Here is a 24707-nt window from a genome sequence, read left to right as displayed (position 1 = left end):
CGTCGGATGTGTATAAGAGCCGGGGCCGCCCCCGGCCCCCGGCACGTACCCCTCGGCGTACGGCGCGCCCCTCCGCGCACGCTCCCGCGGCCGGCTCGGTACCGGCTCTGGACGAGCGACCGGCTCAGTAGACGAGCGCCTGCGTGTCCTCGCCCAGCGCCTCCTGCACGAAGACCTGCGCACCGGCGATCCGCACGCCCTCGATGACGTCCTTCTCCGTGATCTCCCGCCGTGCCGCGCACTGCGTGCACAGGGTGATCCGCCCGGCCGCGAGGATCGAGTCGATCAGGTCCGGCAGCGGCGCGGCGTGCGGCAGCTCGAACTCGGCGGCGCGCCCCGGCAGCGCGAACCAGGACGACTCCCCGGTCAGCCACAGCGAGACATCGACGCCACTGGCCACGGCCACGGCCGCGACCGTGAACGCCTGCGAGCAACGCTCAGGGGCGTCCGCCCCCGCCGTCACCTTGATCACGAGCTTCTTCGCCATGACGAAATCGTAATCGTGATCCTTACAACTTCGTACGTCACCCATGGGTCTCCTGTGCATCCCAGAGGAAGATCGGCTTCAGGCTCCGTGGGGGGACGTCTTGGAGATACCGGAAAGACCGGAAGAACCATCGGAAAGACCGGCGGTGCCGCCGGACGGCCCGACAGCGGCACAGCCGCAAGCAGCACCATCGCAAGCGGTACAGCCGCAAGCAGTGCAGCCGGCAGCGGAACCGCCGACGGCTCCGCGTCGGCATCGGCGTACCGCGCTCCTCATCGCCGTGGCCGCCGGGCTCGGTGCGATCGCGGGGATCTGCACGGGGTACGTGGTCCAGGCCGGTCAGGACCCGACCCCGCTGCCGCCGCTGTCCCAGCCCGTGATCCGGCAGGCGAAGACCGGGGCGGAGCCCCTGTCGGCCGCGGCGGACCGGCGGGTGAAGACAGACGGTGACCTGCGCAAGCTGCTGCTGAGGAAGCCGAGCGGGGCGAGGGCCGCGGAGAACTTGCAGGGCGACGACGGCTGGCTGGACATGGCCGCCTACGCGAAGGCCTATGACCATCCGGACGATGAGTTCGGCCACCTGATCGAGACCGAATTCCGGCGTGCCGCGGTCACCGGCTGGACGTCCGGCAGCACTTCCGTGGAGGTCCGTCTCATCCAGTACCGGCAGGAGGAGACGCTCGGGGCCCGCGCGGCCACGAAGAACAACCAGTACTGGAAGGAGGCGGAACCCGGCACGCGGACCCTGCCGGTGCCCGGCACCACCGACGGCCAGGCGTACGTGCGCTCCCGGCCCGACAGCGGGGTGGACCGCGCCTACGGCGCGGAGGCGTACGCATGGCGCGGGGACATCGCCGTGGAAATCTTCGTGCGGGACAGCAAACCGGTCTCCGGGGCGAAAGTCGTGGATCTGGCCGAGCGACAGATGGAGCGCCTGTGAGCGACAACGACCGCGGACAGGCATCACCGAGCGCGCCCACCGGCCCGGAGCCGACCCAGGTGCAGCCCGCGCCCGTATCCACCTCCGTGCCCGCCGAGCCGGAGTCTGCCGTCCGCCCGGAGCCGGGCGATGCCGACGCGACGTCTCCGACCCCCCTGCCCGCGCCGAAGCGCCCGAGCCGGCGCACGGGCCGCTCGACCGCGACCGTGGCGGCGTCCGTCCTGCTCGCCCTCGCGACGATCGCCGGGATCGCCTGCACCGCCGTGACGGTGAGCGGCGCGGACCGGGACCCCGGAGCGCCCGTCTGGGCGCTGCCGAAGCAGACCGACGACAGCGGCCGGGGCGACAGCCGGGGCAACGGCCGGAAAGCCGCCGCGTCCGGACTCGCCGGAATGCTCCTGCCGTACGGGGACGGCTGGGGCCGCGGCCCGGACCTCGCCGAACACGGCTCCGACGCCGTGTTCACGGGCCGCGAGGTCGCGGAACTGCGCAAGGAGTCCCTGCGCGATCTGCCCCGCAGCCGCCGCGAGCAGATGGAGCGGGAGATCGACCGGCAGCACGTCTCCGGCATGGTGATGCGCAGCTACCTCAGCACGGACGACATCGCCTACACGTATGCGAAGAACGCCTTCACCGTGAGTGTCGTCCTCACCCGGATGAGCAGGGCAGCCGCCAAGGACAACGCCCGATTCCAGAGTGCCTTCATGGACGCCTTCGGGATCTTCCGGAAGGGCCCGTCGATCAAGGGGCACAAGGACGCCCACTGCTTCCTGCCGCCGAAGGACGCCGAAGAGGATCTGAAGTCGATGTTCTGTTCCGCCTACGTGGGCGAGATCCTGGTCACCGCCGTCGCCGACGGCCCGGCCTCGTTCGACACCGGGCAGGCCGCGACCCTGCTGAAGGAACAGCTCGACCGCATCGCCGAGCCCGGGGAGGCGGTATGACCGAGCAGCAGGCCCTGACGGTGCCGCCGCCGAGCCCGGACGTCCCTCGCCCGCCCGCCGCACCGACCGGGGCGCCGAAGGGGCGCCGCACCCTGACCGCCGCGCTGCGCTGGGTGGCGGCGGTGGCCGTCTTCGCTGCGGTCGGCGCCTCGACGGCGTACGGCATCACGCGCATGGAACGCACCGATGTGCCCGGACTGGCCACCGCCTCCGACGGACGCTGGGACTATCCGACGCTCACCCGGCCGCCCCTGCCCTCCGGCAGCCCCGGTCCGCTCGCCTCGGAGAACACCGACGGTGCCCACTACGCCGACCTGCGCTCCCTGGTCCTGCCCGCGCCCAGGGGCGCGACCGAGGACAAGGCACTGCGCGGTACGGACGGCTGGCTGGCGACGAAGGACTTCGTGGCGGAGTACGGCCACCGGGAGGACCGGGAGGAGGTCGGGGGGCAGCTGCGGGAACTGGGGCTCCGGCACATCGCCGCCCGCGGCTGGACGACCCCCGACGGTACGCACACGCGGATCTACCTGCTCCAGTTCGACACCGCGACCGTCACCGAGGAACTGCGCACCGACCTGGCCCCCTACGCGGGGCCGAAGTACCCGGTGCGCGGTGCCGAGGAGGCCGTCATCGACGCCTTCCCGGCCGGGGCGGTGGTCCGCGGCGTCGAGCGGTACGCGTACGCCGAGGCCAAGCCCTACGGTGCCGAACAGGTCCGGCACGCCTACGTGCGCGCCGGTGACGTCCTCGCCGTCGTCATCCAGTCCCGTAAGGGCACCGCCCTGGCCGTCCCGTTCCGGCAGACGGTCACGTTGCAGAGCGAGCTGCTGTGCTGAACGGGTGAGGGAGCACCTCGACAAGAGGGCCGTCCCCGGCCCGACTAAGCTGGGGGCCGGCCCTTTGGTACCCCGTACCGCACCGCGCTCAACAAGGAGCACCCGTGGAGATCTTCTTCGAAACCCTGCTGGTTCTGGTCTGCGTCGGCGTCCTCGCCTTCGCCTACCTGACCGTGAAGAAGCTGTACCAGGGCCAGCGCTGACCACCACCAGGGAACGCCGCTCATGATCGAGATTCCGTCCGACCTCCACAAGAGCCTGGTCCCGCTCGCCTTCCTGCTCGGCGACTGGGCCGGTGCCGGTGTGCACGACTTCCCCGGGGCCGAGAAGTGCAACTTCGGCCAGGAGGTCACCTTCACCCACGACGGCCGGGACTTCCTGGAGTACCACTCCCGCACCTGGGTGCTGGACAACGACGGCAACAAGGTCAAGCCGCTGGAGACCGAGTCCGGCTTCTGGCGGATCGACGACCAGCGCAAGGTCGAGGTCACGATGACCCGCGACGACGGCGTCGTCGAGATCTGGTACGGCGAGCTGGCCGACAAGAAGCCGCAGATCGACCTGGTCACCGATGCCGTGGCGCGCACCCCCGCCTCCCGCCCCTACACCGGCGGCAAGCGGCTCTACGGCTACGTCAAGGGCGACCTGATGTGGGTCGGTGAGAAGCAGACCCCCGAGGTCGAACTGCGGCCGTACATGTCCGCCCACCTTAAGAAGGTCGTCACCCCCGAGGACGTCGAGCGCTGGGCCAAGGCCCTCCCGGACGACCTGCCGGACGACGGGATCGCCTTCTTCAAGTAGTCCTAGACTCTCTGGTGTGGTGAGCACCGACTGGAAGAGCGACCTCAGGCAGCGCGGCTACCGGCTGACGCCGCAGCGGCAACTCGTGCTCGAAGCCGTGGACACCCTGGAACACGCGACCCCCGACGACATCCTCGGCGAGGTGAGGAAGACGGCGTCGGGGGTCAACATTTCCACCGTCTACCGGACGCTGGAACTGCTGGAGGAGCTGGGCCTGGTCAGCCACGCCCACCTGGGCCACGGGGCGCCCACCTACCACCTCGCCGACCGCCACCACCACCTGCACCTGGTCTGCCGGGACTGCGAGAACGTCATCGAGGCCGACGTCGAGGTGGCCGCCGACTTCACGGCCAAGCTGCGGCGGCAGTTCGGGTTCGACACCGACATGAAGCACTTCGCCATCTTCGGCCGGTGCAAGGACTGTTCATCCGAGCGGCCGGACGGCGCGTCGTAGGCTTGCTCGTATGAAGAGCCCCCTGCTGTCCCTGCCCGGCGCCGTCGCCGCCGAAGGCGCGGACGAAGGCGTCGCCGCGCACTACGGCGACCTGTTCCGCGAGCAGCGCGCCCTCGCCGACGGCACCGGCTTCGTCGACCTCTCGCACCGCGGTGTCGTCACCGTCTCCGGCGAGGACCGGCTGAGCTGGCTGCACCTGCTGCTCACCCAGCACGTCAGCGAGCTGCCCGCCGGCCGGGCCACCGAGGCGCTGATCCTGTCCGCGCACGGCCACATCGAGCACGCGCTGTACCTGGTGGACGACGGCGAGACGGTCTGGGCCCACGTGGAGCCCGGCACCCAGGAGGCACTGGTCGCCTACCTGGAGTCGATGAAGTTCTTCTACCGGGTCGAGATCGCCGACCGGACTGCCGACATCGCCGTCGTGCACCTGCCGGCCGGCTCGATCGCCGAGGTCCCCGAGGGCGTCGTCGTCCGGGAGACCCCCTACGGCCGCGACCTGTTCCTGCCCCGCGCCGACCTGGAGTCGTACGCCGAGAAGGCCGGTCCGCCTGCCGGTATCCTCGCCCACGAGGCGCTGCGCGTCGAGCAGCACCGGCCCCGGCTCGGCTTCGAGACCGACCACCGCACCATCCCGCACGAGCTGGGCTGGATCGGCACGGCCGTGCACCTGCAGAAGGGCTGCTACCGGGGGCAGGAGACCGTGGCCCGGGTGCAGAACCTCGGCAAGCCGCCGCGCCGCCTGGTCTTCCTGCACCGGGACGGCAGCGAGGTCCACCTGCCGGTGCACGGCACCGAGATCCGCCTCGCCGACGAGGGCCCGGACGGCCGCAAGGTCGGCTTCGTCCCCACCTCCGCACGCCACCACGAGCTGGGTCCCGTCGCCCTCGCCCTGGTCAAGCGCAACGTGCCGGTGGACGCCCGCCTGATGGCCGGCGACACCGCGGCGGCGCAGGAGGTCGTCGTCGCGCCGTAGCGGCCCCGGCGGCGCACCCGCCCGACGGGGCCGGGCCGCTTGCCCCTCGGGGGGCGGGCCGGCCGGGACGGGTGGCGCACCTGGCCGTGCGGGGCCGGGCGGTCAGATCTCCAGCAGGACCGTGAACGGGCCGTCGTTCGTCAACGACACCCGCATCCGCGCCCCGAACCGGCCCGTCGCCACCGTCGCGCCCAGCGCGCGCAGCTGGGCGACCACCTCGTCCACGAGCGACTCGGCGACGTCGCCGGGGGCGGCCGCGTTCCAGGTGGGGCGGCGGCCCTTGCGGGCGTCGCCGTAGAGCGTGAACTGGCTGACGACCAGCAGCGGCGCGCCGGTGTCGCTGCAGGACCTCTCGTCGTGCAGCATGCGGATCGTCCACAGCTTGCGCGCCAGCTGCGCCGCCTTCTCCTCGGTGTCGTCGTGGGTGACCCCGACCAGGACGCACAGGCCCTCGCCCTCGATGGCCCCCACCGTCTCGCCGTCCACGACGACGCTCGCGCCGTCCACCCTCTGCACCACTGCACGCATGCCGACCATGATGCCGGGCGCCACGACACGCCCCGCAGCGGGGCGGGCGACCATATCGTGCTTCTTTCTGCTTCGTAACCCCCCATCTGGGGCTTATCGGGGGCACTCGGGCACATAGTCGCCGCTCCCGGTGGCACGATGCTGTCGTACGCGCCGGTCGAGGGGACGGTTGAGACGCATGAACACATCAGTCACCGGAGTGCCTGGAGCGCCCGGGGTTCCCACTGTCACCACCGCGACCGACAGGGCTGACAGCGCCGGTCTGGCCGGTCTGGCCGGCGCGCTCGGCGTGACCGGTGCGCTCGGGGGTACGGAGTGCCACCGGCCGCCCGTGCAGCGCACCGACAGCCCGCCGATGCCGGAGACCGTGCCGCCGCCCGACAGCGTGCCGCCGTCCGCCGGAACACTGTCCGCCGGTGCGCCGTCCGCCGGTCCGGCGGCTGCCGACGACCCGGCGCTGCCCGGGGACGACCGGCAGGAGCCCGATCTGGCCCTGCTGAGCCTGGCCGAGCTGCGCACCCTGCGCCGGCAGGCGCAGCGCGACGAGGCCGACCTGAGCTACGTGCGGCGGCTGCTGCAGGGGCGCATCGACATCCTGCGCGCGGAGCAGGCCCGCCGTGTGCCCGGGGCCGTCGTGGACAGCGGCCGGGAGTCCTCCGCCGAGCGGGCCTCCGTCGTGGAGCGGCTCGCGGAGATCCTCCGGGACGGACCTGCCCGGCAGCGTTCCTCGGCCCGCCACCTCACCCCCGGCACCCCGCCGGGCGAGGAGTACCGGCAGCTGGCCGCACAGATGCTGGGCGGGGTCGAGCTGTCGGACCTCGAGGCCCGCACCGCCCTGGAGCTGCGCGTGGCCATGGCCCGGCTCGTGGGCTACGAACGGGGGGGCTCCCGGCGCCGGCCGCGGGTGCAGCGGGCCGCCGACGACTGCAGCGCGGAGATCGCCCGCCGCTACCGCGAGGGCGAGGCCCAGGTGGACGACCTGCTCGTCTGACCCGCGGTCGCGCTCGCGGGCGGGGAGGCGGGGGGCGAAAACGCCGAGACAGCGTCGCGCGGGCCGTCCTACGGTCGGTCCATGACCTTCGTACCCGCCCGCACCGGCATCGACGTACGCCCGATCACCGAGGCGGAGATCCCCGACTGGATCCGCGCCCGGCACACCGGTTTCCTGCGCAGTCCGGAGGTCTCCGAGGCCGAGATCGCCGACCGCAGCCGGAACATCGTGCTCTCGCGCACCCTGGGCGCCTTCGACGCCGGACGGTGCGTGGCCACGTTCCGCTCCTTCGCGCAGGAGCTGACCGCCGTCGGCGGGGCGGCCGTGCCCGCCGACGCCGTCTCGAACGTCACCGTCACCGCCACCCACCGCCGCCGGGGCCTGCTGACCCGGATGATGGCGCACGACCTGGCGGCGGCCAAGGAACGCGGTGACGTCGTCGCCACCCTGCTCGCCGCCGAGTACCCGATCTACGGCCGCTTCGGCTTCGGCCCCGCCACCTGGAACACCGAGTGGACCGTCGACGTCACCCGGACCGGACTGGACCCGCGCTGGTCCGGCCCGGAGGACGGCGGCCGCGTCGATCTCGTCGACGGCGACGACGTCCGCAAGCTCGGTCCCGAGCTGCACGAGCGGCTGCGCCGGATCCAGCACGGCGTGATCGACCGTTCCGAGTACTGGTGGCAGCTCAACACCGGAGTCGTCCGGCTGCCCGGCACGCCGTGGACCGAGCCCTTCTACGTCGTGTACCGCGCGGCGGACGGCACGGTGGAGGGACTGGCGGCGTACGTGTGCGACGAGACCTGGTCGGAGGCCAAGCAGCCGCGGATCACGGCCACCGTGAAGGACCTGATCGCGGTGACCCCGGCCGCCGAGCGCGCCCTGTGGCTGTACGTCTGCTCGGTGGACTGGGTGGTGCGGGTCAAGAGCGGCCGGCGGGCCCCGGACGACCTGCTGCCGCTCCTCCTGCCCGACCCGCGCGCGGCCGCCGTCACCGCGCAGGCGGACGGGCTGTGGGTGCGCATCCTGGACGTCCGACGGGCCCTGGAGGCGCGGACGTACGAAGGGACGGGCACGCTGGTGCTGGAGGTCGTCGATCCGGCCGGGCTGACGGGCGGACGGTTCCGGCTTCAGGCGTCGGCCGACGGGGGGTCCTGCACGCCGACCACCGAGGGGGCCGATCTGACCCTGGGTGTGGGGGAGTTGGCGACCCTGTGGCTCGGTGACGAGTCGGCGGTGCGCCTCGCCGCGCTCGGCCGGGTCCAGGAAGAGCGAGCGGGCGCCGCCCGTGTGGCCGACGCCCTGCTGCGCACGTCCAGGCGACCGTGGTGCCCGGACCTGTTCTGAGTGGTCCGCGGGGCTCCCTTCTGCCGGGGACGATGGGGAAGTGGTGCATCCGTAGCGTGGCTGTTCAGTTGTGGCTGTACGAGACGCTCTTCGGTTGTGGCTGTGCGGGAAGCTCCCGTGCCGGTGCTTCCGTCGTGACCGGTCTTCAGTTGTGACTGTGCTGTGGTGTTCGGTTGTGACTGTGCTGTGGTGTTCGGTTGTGGCTGTGCCGCGGTCTTCAGTTGTGGCTGTCCCGTGTTCTGTTGTGGCTGTGCGGCCGTGTTCGCTTGTGGCGGTGCTCGGGTCTTTCGATGTCAGCTCTGCGGCTGCGCCGTCTTCGGTTGTGGCTGTACGTCGCTGGTGCCGGCTCGCGGCTGTGCCGTACGGCTCCCGGCTCCCCTCCGGAAGGAAGCACGTGCGGCATTCCCCATCTGTCACCCTGGTGGCCAACCTCTGGATGACCTGACCAGGTTGCTCAAGTTGGTTACCAACTCCTCTCTTCTTATCTCCGCTTGGAAGCGGCTCATAACCACCTTTCGTGGAACTGCCTAAAGATGGCGGGAAGTTGTACTGTTTGGGCGTGGACCCGGAACCCGCCTCCGCCCCTGGGCCGAAGAGGCCGCAACGGCCACAGACGTCACACCGCGAGGTGGCCGACGAACTGCGGCGCCGGATCAGGACCGGCGTGCTGCGGCCGGGTCAGCGCATGCCCACGCAGGCCATGCTGGCCGAGGAGTTCGGCGTCGAGCGTGGAGCCGTGCGCCAGGCCCTGCGCATCCTGCAGTCCGAGCGGCTGCTGACCAATGTGTCCAAAGGGAGCCCCGCGACGGTGGCGCCCGATCCGGAGCGGGCGCTGAGCGGACCGACCGCGCCGCCGCTGCCGACCACGGCCGCGCTCGCGCCCCGCATCGCCGCCGCCTTCGAGTCGCCTCAGGTGCAGGTCGACGCCCTGTGCCTGACGGCGGTCTCGCTCACCCTCGCCATCGGCGAGCCGCTGCGCCAGATCCACGCCGGGCGACTGAAACCGGCCAAGATCGACGTGCGGGTCCTGCTGCCCAGCCGGGACATCGACCTCGCCTTCCCCGCACCGGTGGACGCCGCCGAGTCGGGCCCCCTGCGCCGGCGGTGGCTCGCCCAGCGCAACGCCCAGGGGCAGGTCCTTCAGCACAATCTGCTGTCCCTGCGCACCACGCACGGCATCGACGTGCACGTGACCTTCCGCGCGCTGCCCTTCACCCCGCCGGTCAAGCTGTACCTGCTCAACGGCAGCGAGGCGCTGTTCGCCTACTACACCGTGCGGCGGCGCGAGGAGGAGATCGACCAGCGGCAGCTGCAGCTGTACGACGCGCAGGGCACCCAGTCGATCCTGTTCTCGTTCGCGCAGGGCGCCGGGCTGCGCGACACGAAGTTCGTCGAGCAGTCCCACCTGTGGTTCGACGCACTGTGGGAGACGATCAGTTCGGAGCTGGATCTCACGAACTGACCGTCTCCCACGGGGAGCGGCCCGGCGAGCGCCGGGGGGCGCGGCGGGTGTGACGGACCCGCCGGCCGGCCGTCACAGCACCGGGCCGGCGACCAGCATCGCCAGCACCACGGCGCCGACGGAGCTGAGTGCGGGGCTCTTGGCCTTGAGGCCGATGCTGAACAGCAGCAGGCCGATGAAGCCCACCGCGCCGTACTTGACCTGGACGATCTGCTCGAAGCCGACGACGAAGAGCGCGGACAGAATCGCGAGAGCGGGCATGGACGGTTCCCCCTTCGGGCGCTTTCCTGGGCGGGTCGATGGTGGGGGGAGTTGAAAGTTCCGCCAACTCCGGGGAGTTGGCAACCAACTCTGCTGTAGTTGTGCCCACTTGGCAGTCACTCATAAACAAGTTGCCAACAACTCCCGCCAAGTGGATCAGAGTTGTAGCGTTTGGCCGTGACCCAGGAGAACGTGGCCGTGAACGGCAGCCGCAAGAACTCGGCCCAGGAGATCGCCGACACCCTCCGGGAGAGGATCCGCGCCGGCGAGCTGAAGCCCGGTGACCGCCTGCCCACCCAGGCCGAACTCGCCGAGGAGTTCGGAGTGGAGCGCGGCGCCGTGCGCCAGGCCCTGCGGGCACTGCAGGAGGACGGCCTGCTGACCAACGTGAGCAAGGGCAGCCCGCCGAGGATCGCGGAGGCCACCCGGGTCCGCGAGGAGCCGCAGCCGACCATGGTGGGCCTAGGCCCCCGGCTGACGGAGGCCTTCCAGGCGTCGCGCGTGCGCATCGACGTGGTGTGCCACACAGCGGAGACCCTGATGGTGGCCCTCGGCGAGCCGCTGCGCCTGATCCACGAGGGCCGCCTGCACCCGGAGGCGATCGACGCCCGCATCCTGCTGCCGTCCCGCGACATCTCCCTGGCCTTCCCCGTGCCGGCGGGCGAGGGCGGGGACGAGGTGGTGCACCGGCGCTGGCTGGACATGCGCAACGCGCAGGGCAACGTGCTGCGGCACAACCTGCTGGCGCTGCGCGCCACGCACGGCATCGACGTGCACGTGTCCTTCCGCGCGCTGCCCTTCACCTCGCCGGTCAAGCTCTACCTCATCAACGGCGAGGAGGCGCTGCTCGGCTACTACACGCTCACCCGGCGCGCGGAGGAGTGGGGCGGCGAGACGCTGGACATGTACGACGCGCTCGGCTCGCAGTCCCTGCTGTTCTCCTTCGCCCGGCACGCCGGGCGGCGCGACGCCGCGTTCGTCGCGGAATCGCAGAAGTGGTTCGACGCCCTCTGGGAAACGATCACCACGGAGATGACACTCTCCTAGTGACCTCTGACCGGACGCGTACCGAAGCGGTGGCGGCGCAGACTGCCACAGAGACCGGAAAACTGCGGAATCTGATCAAAGGCGCCCATGTGGTGCTCTGGGACTTCGACGGACCGATCTGCCGGCTGTTCGCGGGGCACTCCGCCGAGCGGGTGGCGACCGAGCTGGTGGGCTGGCTGGAGGGCCGGGGCCTGCACGGTCTGCTGTCGGAGGACGAACGGGAGCTGCTGGACCCGCACGCCGTTCTGCGCGCCGTGGACCACCGGCACCCCGGCAGCGACCTGGTCACGGAGCTGGAGGCGCGCCTGACCGAGGAGGAGCTGCGCGCCACGGCCTCCGCCTGGCCCACGCCGTACGCCGACCCGCTGATCCGCACCTGGTCGGCGCTGGGCCGCCGGCTGGCCGTCGCGACGAACAACTCGCCCCTCGTGGTGCGCGCCTACCTCGACAGCCGCGGCCTGTCCGCCTGCTTCGCCCCCCATGTCTACGGCCGCACCCGGGAACTGCGCCGCCTCAAGCCGGACCCGCACTGCCTCAACCGCGCCCTGCGCGCCACGGGCGTGGCCCCGGCGAAGGCCCTGATGATCGGCGACACCCCCGCCGACCACGAGGCCGCCCTGCGCGCGGGCGTGCCCTTCCTCGGCTACGCCCACAACGCCCGCAAGGAGAAGCTGCTGCGCGAATCCGGCGCCACGACGGTCGTGGACTCACTGGAGCCGGTGCTGCGGATCGTGCGGGGGCAGGCCTGAGCGACGGGCGCCAGGCGCGGCACGCTCCCCGGCCCCTCGCCCGCCCGACACCGCATCCACGCGACGCGCATCCGAACGCATCGGGATCGGTTTTCGCCACATCCAGGCAGACCTGGTCCGAGTCCGTGAGGAAGCCGCCGGCTCCATGAACAGCGCGTCAGGCCGTGCAGGGCCGTGCTGTAGCATGCCCGCACCGCCCGAGCAACACCTGGCACGCCACCCGTTGTGCCGCGACGAAGGGTCGGCCCGTCGTGACCGAAATGACCGCAGGCGTACCTTTTGCCATACTGTGATCATCGTGTGAGCACTTGGAGCGGCCGTGGGCGCACCACCTCCTTCCCGACCCTTCCTCGGGGAGCGTGCCGCTCGCGACGTACAGGAGTTCGTACGCCTCGCGGCTGAGCAGGGCGTGGTGAGCGGCGGGCACCACCACCACAACCGTGTCCTGCCCCTGACCGAGCCCCTGGCCCGGCTGCTGCGCAGGGAGCCCGGCACGCCGGTGACCGTCCGGAGCCGCCGCGCGGACGCGCTGCCCGTGGTGATCCGGACCTGGCAGGACGAGGCACGGATCCTGGACTGCGTCCAAGGGGTGCTGCCCGGCGTCCCGCAGTGCCTGGTCGCACTGGACGGCCACGCCGTCCACAGCCATGTGGAGGGCGTGCCGCTCTCGCGCGTGTGCGCCGACGGCAAACCGGTCGACACCCTGTTCGTCAAGGCGCTGGCCGACCTGCTCGCCCGGATGACCCAGGTCCGCCGCGAGGCGCTGCCCCCGCTGCCGCCGCAGTGGCCGCGCAACGACAAGGACAGCCAGGGCTTCCTGCAGACCCTGGCCCGCCGGGCGGACCTGCAGATCAGGCGGCCCAACCGGCCCACGTTCGGCGGCCTGTTCGCGGCGCTGGGCGTACCGGAGGACGCCCTGGTCCGGCTGGCCGAGCAGGTGCCGGCGATGGCCCGGCGGCCGTACAGCCTGCTCCACGCGGACCTGCACCGCGACAACCTGATCGTGCCGGAGGGCGGAGAGCCGGCCCTCGTCTGCGTCGACTGGGAACTGGCCACCTACGGCGACCCCCTGCACGACCTCGCCGTCCACCTGGTCCGGATGCGCTACCCCGGCCACCAGTGGGCCGAGGTGATCGACACCTGGGCCGAGGCCATGGAGCGCGTCCGCCCCGCCGCCGTCCACGGGCTGGCCAAGGACCTGCGCCACTACGTCGCCTTCGAGCGGGCGCAGTCCGTCTACCCCGACGTGATGCGGGCGGTCCGGGCCCTGGAGGACGCGCCCGGCCAGGAGGGCCTGGACGAGGCGACCGCCCGTGTGCGCCGGGCCCTGCGGGCCGCCGCCGAACCGCTCGGCCTGAGGAACGTGCCGGACACGGCCGAGGTCGAACGGGTCCTGTTCCGCTGGCGGGCCTCGCGGACGGCGCTGCGCGGCGGCCCGGGCCGCGCCGCCGAGGCGATCGCCTGGACCTGGGACCGCCGTCTTCCCGAGCGGCCCGACTTCCCCGCCCCTGCCGTCGAACAGGCGCTCGTCGCCGAGGGGTTGGCCCCGGCCGGCCGGGTGTTCAAGGGCACCGCGCACCTGAACTCGGTGGTCCGGGTGCCCGGCGTCGACCACCCGGTCGTGGTGCGGCGCAAGATCGCGGGTTTCTGCCGGCGCGAGCCGAGTTTCCTCAGTGAGCACGCCGTGCTGTGTGCCATCGAACGGTCGGGGGCCCGGGTCGCGGCCCCCCGGGTGCTCGCCCTGGGCCACAGCCACGGCGGGGAGCAGTACGCCATCCACACCTACGTCGGCCCCGAGAACACCGACGACCCGCCCGGCCACCCGGTGCACGGCCTGCTGCCGCACGAGGCGGACGGGCTCGTCGACCAGCTGTGCGCGCTGACCGAGGTGGACTACTCCGGCCTCGACCCGGTCGCGGGCGAGGAGAGCTTCTTCGACTGGCTGTGCGACCAACTGGTGCTCCTGGTGGGCGGTCTGCCCAAGGAGTCGCAGCACCTGGCCCGCCACCTCGGCCTGCCCGACGCCCCGCGGCTGCGGCAGATCCTGCGCCGGTACACGGTGCGCCGGCGCCGGCCGGCCCTGCTCCACGGCGACCTGAACCCCTGGAACCTGGTGCGCCGCGACGACGCCCTCGCGCTGACCGTCATCGACTGGGAGATGGCCCTGGTCGGCGACCCGCTGTACGACCTGGTCCGCCACATGCACCTCACCCCGACCCGCCCGGAGATCCGCGAGCGGATGTTCCGGCGCTGGGCGCGCGGCCTGCCCGCCGCGTACACGGCCGGCTGGGAGCAGGACTGGCGCGTGTACCGGTGGGTCGAGACCGTCCGTTCCGCCTACGTCGACCTCGACCGCCTGGTGACGGGAGCCGGCCTGGACGCCCCCAACGTCTCCCGGGCCGTCGACTCCTACGCGATGACCCTCGCGGCGGCCACCGGCTCCCTCGGCCTGAAGGCCCGCTCCACGGCGAACCCGGACCTTGCCCGGGTCCTGGCCTAGCGGGACCACGGCCGACACCGGAACTGCCGCCGCCTGCCCGGTAGTTGAGGTGGCATCGGGCGTCTCGACGGGACGGGGGCGAGCAGGGCCGCAGGGACTGTGCCTGACCGGTCCCGCGGCGTGACCGGTCGGGGGCCTGCGGGCCTGACGGCCGCCCACCGCTCCGGGGCGCTCCCGCTCACCGCTCCTGTAGCGCGTCGGGCCCCGGGCCGGCGCCCGCGGTGACGGTCCGCAGCTCCGCCAGGGTCTCGCGCAGCAGCTGCCGCAGGGGGCGTTCCTCGTCCGCGGCGACCCAGCGCTCGTAGCCGATCTTCAGCACGGCCATGCCCGCCTCGGCGGCCAGGTCCGCGGTCGAGGCGGGGACGCCGCGGTGGCGCAGGGCGTCGGCGAGCGCGGCCGACAGCGAGGCGAGCTTGATCAGCTCGCGCTCGCGCAGCTCCGTGTTCGCCACGATGACGGCCTGGCGGCGCCGGGACTGCTCGTGGCGGCCGTCGAACACCGTGGACAGCGCGTCCAGCCCCGCCCGCACCGCGTCGATGGGCTCCACCGGCTCGGGCGCCCCGGCGACCGCCTCGGCGAGCAGCGCCTCCATGACGGCCGAGCCGTCGAACAGCACCTCGCGCTTGTCGGTGTAGTGCCGGAAGAAGGTGCGCTCGGTCAGCCCGGCCCGCTTGGCGATCTCCGCCACGGTCGTCTGCTCGTAGCCGCGCTCGCCGAAAAGCTGCAACGCCGCTTCCGCCAGGCGCAGGCGCGCGTTCGGCTCCCATCTGCCCATGCCGGGATGGTACGCGATGACAGTGACTGACATCGAGTGCTACGGTCGATGTCAGTCACTGACATCGACAGGATGGGGCTCTCCCATGCGCATCTTCGTGACCGGCGCCTCCGGCTGGATCGGCTCGGCCCTCGTCCCCGAACTCCTCGACGCGGGCCACGAGGTCGTCGGGCTCGCCCGCTCCGACGCCTCCGCCGCCGCCCTCACCGCCGCCGGGGCCGACGTGGTCCGCGGCACCCTGGACGACCTCGACGTCCTGCGCGCCGCCGCCACCGCGTCGGACGGCGTCGTCCACCTCGCCTTCCGGCACGACATCGCCTTCACCGGCGACTTCCGCACCGCCGCCGAGACCGACCGCCGGGCCGTCGACGCCTTCGGCGACGCGCTCGCCGACACCGGCCGCCCCTTCGTCCTCGCCTCCGGACTGGCCGGCCTGCAGCCGGGGCGAGTGGCGCAGGAGCGGGACATGCCCACGGTCGACGGCTCGCCGAACTCCGTCCGCGCGGCCACCTCCCTGGCGGCGCTCGACCTCGCCTCCCGGGGCGTGCGCTCCTGCGTGGTGCGCCTGGCCCCGACCTGCCACGGCGAGGGCGACCAGGGGTTCATGGCCGCCCTGGTGTCCGTCGCCCGGGCCAAGGGCGTCTCCGGGTACCCCGGCGACGGCGCCAACCGCTGGCCGGCCGTGCACCGCCTCGACGCCGCCCGGCTGTTCCGCCTGGCGGTGGAGAAGGCGCCCGCGGGCAGCGTGCTGCACGGCGTCGCGGAGGAGGGCGTCGCCATCCGCGACGTCGCCGAGGTGATCGGCCGCCGGCTCGACGTGCCGGTGACCTCCGTGGCTCCCGAGGCGGCGACCGAGCACTTCGGCTGGCTGGGCGGCTTGGTCGGCCTGGACTTCCCCGCCTCCAGCACCCTCACCCGCGACCTGCTGGGCTGGCGCCCGACCGAGCCGGGCCTCCTGGCGGACCTCGACGCGGGGCACTACTTCCGCGGCTCCTCCACCTCTGCCGCCCCCTCTGCCACCCCTGCCTCCTGAACGCGGCCACCGAAGCCCTCGGTGCGTGACGGGCCCCGCCGCGCACCGAGGGTATTCCGGCGCGTACGGGTGGTGTCGTGCACTCTTGCAAGCGGTGTGCTTGCAATTGTTAGCGGGATGGGTGCAAGGTGGACGCATGGCATCGCTCAACGTCGGCAACCTCGGCGAGTACCTGCGCGAGCAGCGGCGCAACGCGCAGCTGTCGCTGCGGCAGCTCGCCGATGCCGCCGGGGTGTCCAACCCGTACCTGAGCCAGATCGAGCGCGGGCTGCGCAAGCCGAGCGCGGAGGTGCTGCAGCAGGTCGCCAAGGCGCTGCGCATCTCCGCCGAGACGCTGTACGTCCGCGCCGGCATCCTCGACGCCGAGCGTGACCGGGACGAGGTGGAGACGTGTGCCGTCATCCTCGCCGACCCCACGCTCAACGAGCGCCAGAAGCAGGTGCTGCTCCAGATCTACGAGTCCTTCCGCAAGGAGAACGGATTCGGCAGCGGCAGGGCGGGCGACGGGGACGCGGCCGGGAAGAGCACCCCGGACACCACCGGGGACGAGGGCCACGACGGTTCCCCGGAGCGTCACGGCGCCGACGGCGACGCCACCGCACACGACAGCGCGCTCGACCCCGGGCTCGGCACCGCGTCCGACGACGCGAACGGCGGCGCCATACCGTCCGCCGCCGTCCCCGAGCCGGACGGCGGCCGCCCCGCCCCCGCCGAGCGCCGCACCCGCACGTCCGGCGGCAGTGACGCCGATCCGCGGCAGGCAGCCGGCTGATCCACGGCCCAGGCGGCCGGGCCACCGCGGCACCTCAACCCTCAGCCGAACGCGATCCGGGAGGATCAACACCATGGCCATCACCGACGACCTGCGCAAGACCCTCAGCGACCCCACGCCGCTCTACTTCGCCGCGGGCACCGCGGACCTGGCCCTGCGGCAGGCCAAGAAGGTGCCCGCCCTGGTGGAGCAGCTGCGCACCGAGGCCCCGGCGCGCATCGACGCGGTGCGCAACACCGACCCCAAGGCCGTCCAGGAGCGGGCCACCGCCCGCGCCAAGGAGGCCGGTGCCCGGGTCAAGGAGACCCAGGAGACCCTGCAGACGCGGGTCAGCCGGTTCCTCACCTCGCTGGACTCCGACCTGAAGAAGCTGAGCACCAGCCTCGACGCCGACCTGAAGAAGCTCGGCGAGACCGCCCAGGACCTCGCCCTGCGCGGCGTGGGCGTCGCCGCCGAGTACGCCGTGAAGGCCCGCGAGACCTACGAGAAGGTGGCCGAGCACGGCGAGCAGGCCGTGAAGACCTGGCGCGGCCAGGCCGCCGAGGGCATCGAGGACATCGCCGAAGAGGTCGAGGAGCTGGCCGTCGCCGTCGAGCCGAAGTCCGACTCCAAGGCCGAGCCGAAGAACGGCACCCAGGCCGCCGGGGCGAAGCCCGCCCCGGCCCAGGCCCAGACCGCGTCTGCGGCGAAGAAGGCCCCGGCGAAGAAGGCTCCGGCTCCCCGCCGGACCACCACCACGACGACCGGCACGACCACGACCCCGGCCGCGAAGAAGACCACGCCGCCCACCAAGTGAGCGGCAGCCGGGTAACCGGGGGTAATAGGTAGCCGGGTGACCGGGTGCCGACCCCCGGGTTCACCCGGACGGGCGACGGACGGACGGGCCGGGCACGCTGGAGGTGCCCGGCCCGTTCTACGGGTACGGTGGCCGAGAGCCGAGTCGGAGAGAACGGGCGGTGGGCGACATGCTGATGTTGGGCTTCGCGGGGTTCCTGGGGATCCTGAAGATCCTCCTCATGGCCCTGGCCGCGTTCGGGCTGGTGGACGCCGCGTTCCGGCGTGAGGACGCCTTCCGCGCGGCGGACAAGCAGAACAAGGTGTTCTGGCTGATCATCCTGGGTCTGGCGCTCGTCGTGAGCTACCTGTTCTCGATCTTCATGTTCCTGCCGGTGATCGGCGCGATCGCGAGCATCGTCTACATCGTGGATGTCCGGCCGGCGCTCAAGCAGGTTTCCGGCGGCAGCGGCTGGGGCCGCCGCCGCGGCAGCAGCAGCGACGGCCCGTACGGCCCGTACAACGGCGGCCGGTAGAGCCGGCCGGCAGAGCGGCCCGCAGAAGGGCCGGTGGAGCAGGACGAGCCGGTACGGCAGGGCGGAGCCGGGCCGCCGGGGTTTCCCGGGCGGCGGCCCGTCAGGGCTCGCGCTCCAGCATGACCACCGCCACGTCGTCGGTGAGTTCGCCGCCGTTGAGGGCGCGGACCTCGTTCACCGCCGCCCGCAGCAGTTCCTCGCCGCGCAGGCCCTCGCCCAGCTGGCGGCGGACCATGTCCACCATGCCGTCCTGGCCCAGCCGCTCGCCCTCGGCGCCGATCCGGCCCTCGATCAGGCCGTCGGTGTACAGCATCAGGCTCCACCGGGACCCCAGCTCGACCTGCGTGCGGGGCCAGCGGGCGCCCGGCAGCAGTCCGAGGGCGGGGCCGTTGTTGTCGTACGGCAGCAGCCTGGCGGGCCGGCCCGGGGTGATGACCAGCGGCGACGGATGGCCGGCCAGGCACAGGCCGGCGCGGCGCCCGTCGGGCGAGATGTCCACCGTGCACAGCGTCGCGAAGATCTCGTCGTTGGTGCGCTCGTGCTCCAGCACCTGCTGCAGCGTGTTCAGCAGATCGTCCCCGCACAGCCCGGCCAGCGTCAGCGCCCGCCAGGCGATGCGCAGCTCCACACCGAGCGCCGCCTCGTCGGGGCCGTGCCCGCACACGTCACCGATCATGGCGTGCACGGTGCCGTCGGGGGTGCGCACGGCGTCGTAGAAGTCGCCGCCGAGCAGCGTGCGCGAGCGGCCGGGCCGGTAACGGGCGGCGAAGCTCAGCGTGGAGCCGTCCAGCAGGGGCGTCGGCAGCAGGCCGCGCTCCAGGCGGCGGTTCTCCTGCGCGCGCAGCCGGCCCTCGGCCAGCCGGCGTTCGGCGGTGTCCGAGCGCTTGCGCTCCACCGCGTACCGGATCGCCCGGCTCAGCAGGCGCCCGTCCAGCTCGTCGCGGAACAGGTAGTCCTGGGCGCCCACGCGCACCGCCTCCGCGCCGCGCTCGGCGTCGCCGGACGCGGTCAGGGCGAGGACGGCGTGCCGGGGCGCGAGCCGGAGCACGTGCTTGAGCACGGCCAGCTCGTCGTGGTCGCCGGCACCGGAGCCGGAACCCGCGGAGCCGGCAGAGCCCGCGGAGCCCGCAGACCCCGCGCCCGAGCGGCCCGGGGCCGGCAGGGCCAGGTCCAGCAGGATGCAGTGGACGTCGTCGGTGAGCAGCCGCTCGGCCTCGGTGAGGTTGCGGGCCGTGCGGACGCGGATCGGCTTGCCGGCCGAGTCGAGCAGCCGGGGCACGATCGGCGAACCCGCCGGATCGTCCTCGATCAGCAGCAGCGTGAGCGGGCCGCTGGGGGCACTCTGGTGGCCGGTGGTCCGGTTGTTGTCCTTCTCGACCGTCGTTTCCTTCGGCTTCGTGGTCTCCCCGTGCGGGGCCGGTGCCGCGGAGGGGCCGCCGCCGTGGGACACGGTCTGCGCCTGGCCGCTCTCCGCGGCCGGGATGACTCGCTGCCGCGGTATGGGCACGGGCATCGTCCTGGGTTTCCTTCCCTCCCCCCGAGGGCGTGGATGGGTACGGGGTACCGCCCCACCGACGGGGACCTTAGCGGTACTCGGCGGCGCAGCGGAATGGTGTGAGGCGCGTCGCTCCGGCCAGGGCTGCTGTCATATGCCGCGATCCGTACCGGAGTTGGACAGCGCGGCCGGACCCCGGGGATGACGAAGCTCACGTCCGTCCCGGGTTTGACCGCGGCGCGAGGTGCGGTGCGTCACATGGCCCAGGTCACCGGGTGGGCGAGCGGGAGTGCGGGTGCGCGAGCGGGGCACGGGTGCGCGGTGCCCGCGGTGGGCGGTTCAGGCCGCGTCCGGGCGGACGACTCCCAGGATCGGCATCTCGCCCGCGCCCGCGAGTGTCACCGTACGGCCCGGGCGGGGCGCGTGGACGATCGTGCCGCCGCCGACGTACAGCGCGACATGGCTGGCGTCGTCGAAGTAGATGATCAGGTCGCCCGGGCGCATGTCCTGCACGGCCACGTGCGGCAGCCGCTTCCACTGCTCCTGCGAGGTGCGCGGGATGGGCCGGCCGGCCGCGGCCCAGGCCTGCGAGGTCAGCCCGGAGCAGTCGTACGTCCTCGGGCCCTCCGCGCCCCACTCGTACGGCTTGCCGATCTGGGCCGTGGCGAACTTCACCGCCTGCTGCCCCGCCTCCGACGCCTTGCCGCGGACGTCCTTGAGGACCCCGGTGTCCAGCCACGCCGTCTGCGCCCGCCGGGCCGCCTGCCGCTCCAGCTCCGCCAGCCGCTCCCGCTGCTTCTTCTCCAGCGTGGCCTGCAGCTTCTCGGCCTGCTCGATCCGCTCCTTGATCCGCTTGCGTGCCGCGTCCTTGGCCTTGCGGGTGGCCTCCAGCTGCGCCAGCCGGTCGGCGGCCCGGTCGGCGTACTGCCGCAGCTCCTTCTGGGTGCGGGTCATGTCCTGGATCAGGTCGCGGGTCGCGCGCTCGCCCTGCATGGCCCAGCCGGCCCCGTCGAGGAACGCCTGCGGGTCCTCGCTGAGCAGCAGCCGCGCCTCGGGCGGCAGCCCGCCCGTGGCGTACTGGGCGCGGGCCGCGGCACCGGCGCGGTCCTTCAGCTCGTCGAGCTTCTTCTGCCCTTCGCCGATCTTCCGGGTCAGCTCGGCGATCTCGGCGGACTGCTGCTGCGCCTGCTCCTCGGCGGCGTTGTAGGCGTCGGTGGCGACCGCGGCCTCGTGGTAGAGCTTGTCCAGCTTGGTGCGGACGGCCTCCAGCTTGTCGTCCACCGCGGTGTCCGGCGTCGGCGTGGCGCTCGGTGAGCCGGAGGGGGAGGGCGCGCCGCCGTCGCGCGGTCCCGGGGAGGGCTGCCGCGCGGTGGCGAACGCCGTGCCCGGTGCGCCCAGTACGGTGATCCCGCAGACGGCGGTCACGGCCGCCGCGAGCACACTGCGCCTGCTCCGTCCCCGTTCCATGGCCCGGCCCCCACCCGATGTATCTGATTTACCGTCAGTAACGTTGCGGTCGTCGGGGGGATCGTGCCATGCCCACGGCCAAAACAACAGAGCCCCGCCGCCTCCTGAGACCCACGGCACGACACCCCCGCCTGTGTGACGAACGACTCACGGAGATCGTTCCCGGCCCCGGAACGGCACCCGGATCAGCAGCGGAACGGCACCGACACGGCAGCCGCGGTCAGGTGCGCGGCGCCAACGCCTCCCACGCCACCGTCACCTCGCCCTGCCGCCACCGGACCGGCCCGTCCGTCACCGGCCAGTCGGCGCGCAGGTCGCGCACCGCGCGGATCCAGCGCTGCCGGGCGCCGTAGGAGGCGTAGGGCGCGGCGGCCGCCCAGGCGCGGTCGAAGTCGCGCAGGAAGGCGTGCACCGGCTCGCCGGGGACGTTGCGGTGGATGAGCGCCTTGGGGAGGCGTTCGGCCAGGTCGGAGGGGCGGTGCAGGGTGCCGAGCCGGGTGGCGAAGGTGACCGTGCGGGGCCCTTCCGGGCCGAGCGCCACCCACACGTGCCGCCGCCCGATCTCGTCACAGGTGCCCTCCACGAGCAGGCCCCCGCGCGCGTGCCGGTCGGCGTCCGCCGGGGCCAGGCGCGCGCACAGCCGCTCCCAGACCGCGGCGACCTGCGCCTCGTCGTACTGGCGCAGCACGTTGGCGGCCCGGATGAGCAGGGGCCGGCCGGGGACGGGCACCTCGAAGCCGCCGTGCCGGAAGTGCAGCCCGTCGCGCTCGTACGGCCGGGCGGCCGCGACCCGGGCCGGTTCGATCTCCACGCCCACCACGCGCGCGCGAGGCGCCACGGTGCGCAGCCGGCCCAGCAGCTCGACCGCCGTCCAGGGGGCCGCGCCGTAGCCGAGGTCGACGGCCACCGGGTCGGCCGCGCGGCGCAGCTCGGCGCCGTGCACGGCCGCGATCCAGCGGTCCATGCGGCGCAGCCGGTTGGGGTTGGTCGTGCCGCGCGTCACCGTTCCCACGACCGGGGCCTCCCCGCGCGAGCGAGGCTGCGAGCGGGGGAGGGAGGCGGCGCGGGAGGTCATGGATACGAGGGTAGGGGGCACCCGGTGCCCCGTGGCTGGTGGCCGGTGACCGGGACCGGGGTCCGGCGTGTGGTGACCGGTTGTCCGGGACCGGCGTCCGGTGTCTGGGGGCCCCGCGCGTCCCCGGGGCCCGTGGTGGCTGCCCTACCGCACCGTGCCACCCCGCCCGCCCCCGCAAGGTTGAGCGAGTTCCCGTAACGATCGGGCAAAGAACCCCGCGGTGGACGGGGAACGGAAATGGAGCCGTTCCTTCCGGTGTTGCCGCTTGAAGGGTGCCGTACGCCGCCGTCCGGCCTGCCCGCAGCACGACCGGCACCAAGAGCCCAGAGCCCAAGAGCCCGCACCAAGGAGGAACGCCACGTGAGCCAGTACGTCAGCAGGCTCGGGCGTCGCTCCGCGGCGGGTCCCGCGCGGCTGCGGCTGCACCGCCGACCCCGGCGCGTCGCCATGCTCTCCGTGCACACCTCGCCGCTGCACCAGCCCGGCACGGGCGACGCCGGCGGCATGAACGTCTACATCGTGGAGCTGGCCCAGCGGCTGGCCGCGCTCGGCATCGAGGTGGAGGTCTTCACCCGGGCCACCGCGGGCGGTCTGCCGCCCACCGTGGAGCTGGCCCCCGGCGTCCTGGTCCGGCACGTCGACGCCGGCCCCTACGAGGGCCTGGCCAAGGAGGATCTGCCCGCCCAGCTGTGCGCCTTCACCCACGGCGTCATGCAGGCGTGGGCCGGCCACCGCCCCGGCTACTACGACCTGGTCCACTCCCACTACTGGCTCTCCGGCCACGTCGGCTGGCTGGCCGCCCAGCGCTGGGGCGTGCCCCTGGTGCACGCCATGCACACCATGGCCAAGGTCAAGAACGCCAACCTGGCGGAGGGCGACACCCCCGAACCGGCCGCCCGCGTCATCGGCGAGACCCAGATCGTCGCCGCCGCCGACCGGCTGATCGCCAACACGGAGGAGGAGGCCGAGGAGCTGGTGCGGTACTACGCCGCCGACCCCGGCAAGGTCGCCGTGGTGCACCCCGGCGTGAACCTCGCCCGCTTCCGCCCCGCCGACGGCCGCGCCGCCGCCCGCTCCCGCCTCGGCCTGCCCCAGGACGCCCTGATCCCGCTCTTCGCGGGCCGCATCCAGCCGCTCAAGGCCCCCGACGTGCTGCTCAAGGCCGTGGGCGTCCTCCTGGAGGAGCGCCCCGAGCTGCGGTCTCGCATCGTCGTGCCCGTGGTGGGCGGCCCCAGCGGCAGCGGGCTGGCCAAGCCGGAGGGGCTGCAGAAGCTGGCGGCGCGGCTCGGCATCGCCGACGTCGTACGGTTCCGCCCGCCGGTCGGGCAGGAGCAGCTCGCCGACTGGTTCCGGGCCGCGTCCGTGCTGGTCATGCCGTCCTACAGCGAGTCCTTCGGCCTGGTCGCCATAGAGGCGCAGGCGACCGGGACGCCGGTGCTCGCGGCCGCCGTCGGCGGACTGCCGGTGGCCGTGCGGGACGGCGAGACCGGATTCCTCGTCCAGGGGCACGACCCGGCCGACTACGCGCGTGTGCTGCGCCGTTTCGCGGACGAGCCGGGCCTCGCGGCGCGCATGGGGGAGGCCGCCGCCCGGCACGCGCAGTCCTTCGGCTGGGACACCGCGGCGGCCGCGACCGCCGACGTGTACACGGCCGCGACCCAGTCGCACCGCCGTCGCGTACGCTCCCATCATGGGTGATGTGCAGCAGGCCGGGCAGGTCCTCGAATCGGTCTTCAAGGACGCCGAGCTGGAGTGGGAGTCCCCCGAGCCGGGGAACTACGTGGTCAAGCTCCCCGGCACCCGCAAGCTGTCCACGACGGTCTCGTTCCTGGTGGGCCGGCACTCCCTGTCGCTGAACGCCTTCGTGATCCGCCACCCCGACGAGAACGAGGCGGGCGTGCACCGCTGGCTGCTGGAGCGCAACCTCAGGATGTACGGGGTGAGTTACGCCGTCGACCGGCTCGGCGACATCTATGTCACCGCCCGGCTGTCGCTCGCCGCCGTCACCGCCGACGAGATCGACCGGCTGCTCGGCCAGGTCGTGGAGGCGGCCGACGGCGCCTTCAACACCCTGCTGGAGCTGGGTTTCGCCTCCGCGATCCGCAAGGAGTACGCCTGGCGGGTCTCCCGCGGGGAGTCCACGCGGAACCTGGACGCGTTCACGCATCTGATCGAGCGCCAGGCGGACTGACCGCTCCCTCCTTCCCTCCTGAAGTGTTTCCGCTCGTGCGCCCTCTTCCCTGGCGCGGGCGGGCGGTGGCATGCTCACGCCCAGCGTATTCCTGAACGTCGTTCACATAGATGAATGCGGAGGGGTGGCGGCATGACCGAAGCGCGCCGGGACACCGGGAACCTGACCAGACGGACCCTCCTCGCCGGCGCCACCGCCGTGGCCCTCGGCGCGACGACCGGCAGGGCGGCCGCCGCCGCGCCGCCGGGCCGCCTGGGCCCGGTCCC

General features: G+C 73.0%; 25 protein-coding genes. 18 read left to right on the top strand and 7 right to left on the bottom strand.

The window, feature by feature from the left end; translation table 11 throughout:
* Positions 1 to 124: 124 nt before the first annotated feature.
* Positions 125 to 487 carry a DsrE family protein gene (locus tag GV126_RS27095; RefSeq protein WP_028421438.1) on the bottom strand — a complete coding sequence of 121 codons (363 nt, stop codon included), beginning with the start codon at positions 485 to 487 and terminating at the stop codon, positions 125 to 127.
* A gap of 280 nt (positions 488 to 767) precedes the next feature.
* Between GV126_RS27095 and GV126_RS27090 the strand changes: the two genes are divergently transcribed.
* The 6 genes from GV126_RS27090 to ygfZ all read left to right on the top strand — a co-directional run bounded on the left by GV126_RS27090 (position 768) and on the right by ygfZ (position 5438).
* Positions 768 to 1427 carry a hypothetical protein gene (locus GV126_RS27090; protein WP_328707351.1) on the top strand — a complete coding sequence of 220 codons (660 nt, stop codon included), beginning with the start codon at positions 768 to 770 and terminating at the stop codon, positions 1425 to 1427.
* Positions 1424 to 2371 (top strand): hypothetical protein, encoded by a 948-nt coding sequence (locus tag GV126_RS27085; RefSeq protein WP_236570120.1) that lies wholly within the window; start codon positions 1424 to 1426, stop codon positions 2369 to 2371. Before GV126_RS27090 ends, GV126_RS27085 begins: the two co-directional genes overlap by 4 nt.
* Complete coding sequence (locus GV126_RS27080) at positions 2368 to 3207, top strand: hypothetical protein (protein WP_159671697.1); 840 nt, start codon at positions 2368 to 2370, stop codon at positions 3205 to 3207. Before GV126_RS27085 ends, GV126_RS27080 begins: the two co-directional genes overlap by 4 nt.
* Positions 3208 to 3432: 225 nt before the next feature.
* Positions 3433 to 4008, top strand: coding sequence for a heme-binding beta-barrel domain-containing protein (locus tag GV126_RS27070; RefSeq protein ID WP_159671695.1), 576 nt, complete (start codon positions 3433 to 3435; stop codon positions 4006 to 4008).
* A 16-nt stretch (positions 4009 to 4024) separates the two neighbouring features.
* A complete protein-coding gene (locus GV126_RS27065; protein ID WP_159671693.1) occupies positions 4025 to 4462 on the top strand; it encodes a Fur family transcriptional regulator in 438 nt (145 codons plus the stop codon).
* A gap of 10 nt (positions 4463 to 4472) precedes the next feature.
* Positions 4473 to 5438 carry a CAF17-like 4Fe-4S cluster assembly/insertion protein YgfZ gene (gene ygfZ / locus GV126_RS27060; protein ID WP_159671691.1) on the top strand — a complete coding sequence of 322 codons (966 nt, stop codon included), beginning with the start codon at positions 4473 to 4475 and terminating at the stop codon, positions 5436 to 5438.
* A gap of 102 nt (positions 5439 to 5540) precedes the next feature.
* Here ygfZ and dtd read toward each other — a convergent pair whose 3' ends face one another.
* Complete coding sequence (gene dtd / locus GV126_RS27055) at positions 5541 to 5966, bottom strand: D-aminoacyl-tRNA deacylase (RefSeq protein ID WP_159671689.1); 426 nt, start codon at positions 5964 to 5966, stop codon at positions 5541 to 5543.
* Positions 5967 to 6144: 178 nt separating this feature from the next.
* On the opposite strand from dtd, the gene GV126_RS27050 reads away from it, so the two are divergent.
* The 3 genes from GV126_RS27050 to GV126_RS27040 all read left to right on the top strand — a co-directional run bounded on the left by GV126_RS27050 (position 6145) and on the right by GV126_RS27040 (position 9766).
* Positions 6145 to 6957: an RsiG family protein gene (locus GV126_RS27050; RefSeq protein WP_438947866.1), complete on the top strand. Its 813-nt coding sequence runs from the start codon at positions 6145 to 6147 to the stop codon at positions 6955 to 6957.
* Positions 6958 to 7038: 81 nt separating this feature from the next.
* Complete coding sequence (locus GV126_RS27045; protein WP_159671687.1) at positions 7039 to 8304, top strand: GNAT family N-acetyltransferase; 1266 nt, start codon at positions 7039 to 7041, stop codon at positions 8302 to 8304.
* A 553-nt stretch (positions 8305 to 8857) separates the two neighbouring features.
* The gene (locus tag GV126_RS27040) at positions 8858 to 9766 is read left to right on the top strand and encodes a FadR/GntR family transcriptional regulator (protein WP_159671685.1); all 909 of its coding nucleotides are present in this window, start codon (positions 8858 to 8860) and stop codon (positions 9764 to 9766) included.
* Positions 9767 to 9838: 72 nt separating this feature from the next.
* Here the strand turns inward: GV126_RS27040 and GV126_RS27035 are convergent, their stop codons facing one another.
* Complete coding sequence (locus GV126_RS27035; protein WP_028421449.1) at positions 9839 to 10027, bottom strand: hypothetical protein; 189 nt, start codon at positions 10025 to 10027, stop codon at positions 9839 to 9841.
* A gap of 171 nt (positions 10028 to 10198) precedes the next feature.
* On the opposite strand from GV126_RS27035, the gene GV126_RS27030 reads away from it, so the two are divergent.
* The 3 genes from GV126_RS27030 (at position 10199) to GV126_RS27020 (ending at position 14323) form a co-directional block, all read left to right on the top strand.
* Positions 10199 to 11074, top strand: a complete 876-nt coding sequence (locus tag GV126_RS27030) for a GntR family transcriptional regulator (RefSeq protein WP_159671683.1) — start codon at positions 10199 to 10201, stop codon at positions 11072 to 11074.
* Positions 11023 to 11823, top strand: a complete 801-nt coding sequence (locus GV126_RS27025; RefSeq protein ID WP_159671681.1) for an HAD family hydrolase — start codon at positions 11023 to 11025, stop codon at positions 11821 to 11823. The genes GV126_RS27030 and GV126_RS27025 overlap by 52 nt, the downstream gene beginning before the upstream one ends.
* Positions 11824 to 12142: 319 nt before the next feature.
* On the top strand, positions 12143 to 14323 hold the full coding sequence (locus tag GV126_RS27020; protein WP_159671679.1) for a phosphotransferase family protein: 2181 nt from the start codon (positions 12143 to 12145) through the stop codon (positions 14321 to 14323).
* Positions 14324 to 14501: 178 nt separating this feature from the next.
* On the opposite strand, the gene GV126_RS27015 is transcribed toward GV126_RS27020, so the two are convergent.
* On the bottom strand, positions 14502 to 15098 hold the full coding sequence (locus GV126_RS27015; RefSeq protein ID WP_159671677.1) for a TetR/AcrR family transcriptional regulator: 597 nt from the start codon (positions 15096 to 15098) through the stop codon (positions 14502 to 14504).
* An 85-nt stretch (positions 15099 to 15183) separates the two neighbouring features.
* Between GV126_RS27015 and GV126_RS27010 the strand changes: the two genes are divergently transcribed.
* From GV126_RS27010 to GV126_RS26995, 4 genes are all read left to right on the top strand, one after another.
* The gene (locus GV126_RS27010; protein WP_159671675.1) at positions 15184 to 16131 is read left to right on the top strand and encodes an SDR family oxidoreductase; all 948 of its coding nucleotides are present in this window, start codon (positions 15184 to 15186) and stop codon (positions 16129 to 16131) included.
* A 136-nt stretch (positions 16132 to 16267) separates the two neighbouring features.
* Positions 16268 to 16903, top strand: a complete 636-nt coding sequence (locus GV126_RS27005) for a helix-turn-helix domain-containing protein (protein ID WP_159671673.1) — start codon at positions 16268 to 16270, stop codon at positions 16901 to 16903.
* Between the two features lie 73 nt (positions 16904 to 16976).
* Positions 16977 to 17699, top strand: coding sequence for a hypothetical protein (locus GV126_RS27000; protein ID WP_159671671.1), 723 nt, complete (start codon positions 16977 to 16979; stop codon positions 17697 to 17699).
* Positions 17700 to 17868: 169 nt separating this feature from the next.
* Complete coding sequence (locus GV126_RS26995; RefSeq protein WP_185947360.1) at positions 17869 to 18213, top strand: DUF2516 family protein; 345 nt, start codon at positions 17869 to 17871, stop codon at positions 18211 to 18213.
* Positions 18214 to 18313: 100 nt separating this feature from the next.
* On the opposite strand, the gene GV126_RS26990 is transcribed toward GV126_RS26995, so the two are convergent.
* From GV126_RS26990 to GV126_RS26980, 3 genes are all read right to left on the bottom strand, one after another.
* On the bottom strand, positions 18314 to 19726 hold the full coding sequence (locus tag GV126_RS26990) for a PP2C family protein-serine/threonine phosphatase (protein ID WP_159671667.1): 1413 nt from the start codon (positions 19724 to 19726) through the stop codon (positions 18314 to 18316).
* 321 nt (positions 19727 to 20047) lie between these two features.
* A complete protein-coding gene (locus GV126_RS26985) occupies positions 20048 to 21175 on the bottom strand; it encodes a C40 family peptidase (protein ID WP_185947297.1) in 1128 nt (375 codons plus the stop codon).
* A gap of 220 nt (positions 21176 to 21395) precedes the next feature.
* On the bottom strand, positions 21396 to 22187 hold the full coding sequence (locus GV126_RS26980; protein WP_159674136.1) for a class I SAM-dependent methyltransferase: 792 nt from the start codon (positions 22185 to 22187) through the stop codon (positions 21396 to 21398).
* A 423-nt stretch (positions 22188 to 22610) separates the two neighbouring features.
* Between GV126_RS26980 and mshA the strand changes: the two genes are divergently transcribed.
* Together mshA and GV126_RS26970 are read left to right on the top strand one after the other, a co-directional pair.
* On the top strand, positions 22611 to 23948 hold the full coding sequence (mshA, locus tag GV126_RS26975; protein WP_159671665.1) for a D-inositol-3-phosphate glycosyltransferase: 1338 nt from the start codon (positions 22611 to 22613) through the stop codon (positions 23946 to 23948).
* On the top strand, positions 23941 to 24441 hold the full coding sequence (locus GV126_RS26970; RefSeq protein ID WP_159671663.1) for a type III secretion system chaperone family protein: 501 nt from the start codon (positions 23941 to 23943) through the stop codon (positions 24439 to 24441). The genes mshA and GV126_RS26970 overlap by 8 nt, the downstream gene beginning before the upstream one ends.
* Positions 24442 to 24707: the final 266 nt, after the last annotated feature.

This window comes from Streptomyces mexicanus, assembly GCF_902506575.1.
GTDB classification, from domain to species: domain Bacteria; phylum Actinomycetota; class Actinomycetes; order Streptomycetales; family Streptomycetaceae; genus Streptomyces; species Streptomyces mexicanus.
This window is presented reverse-complemented; position numbering and strand designations above follow the sequence as displayed.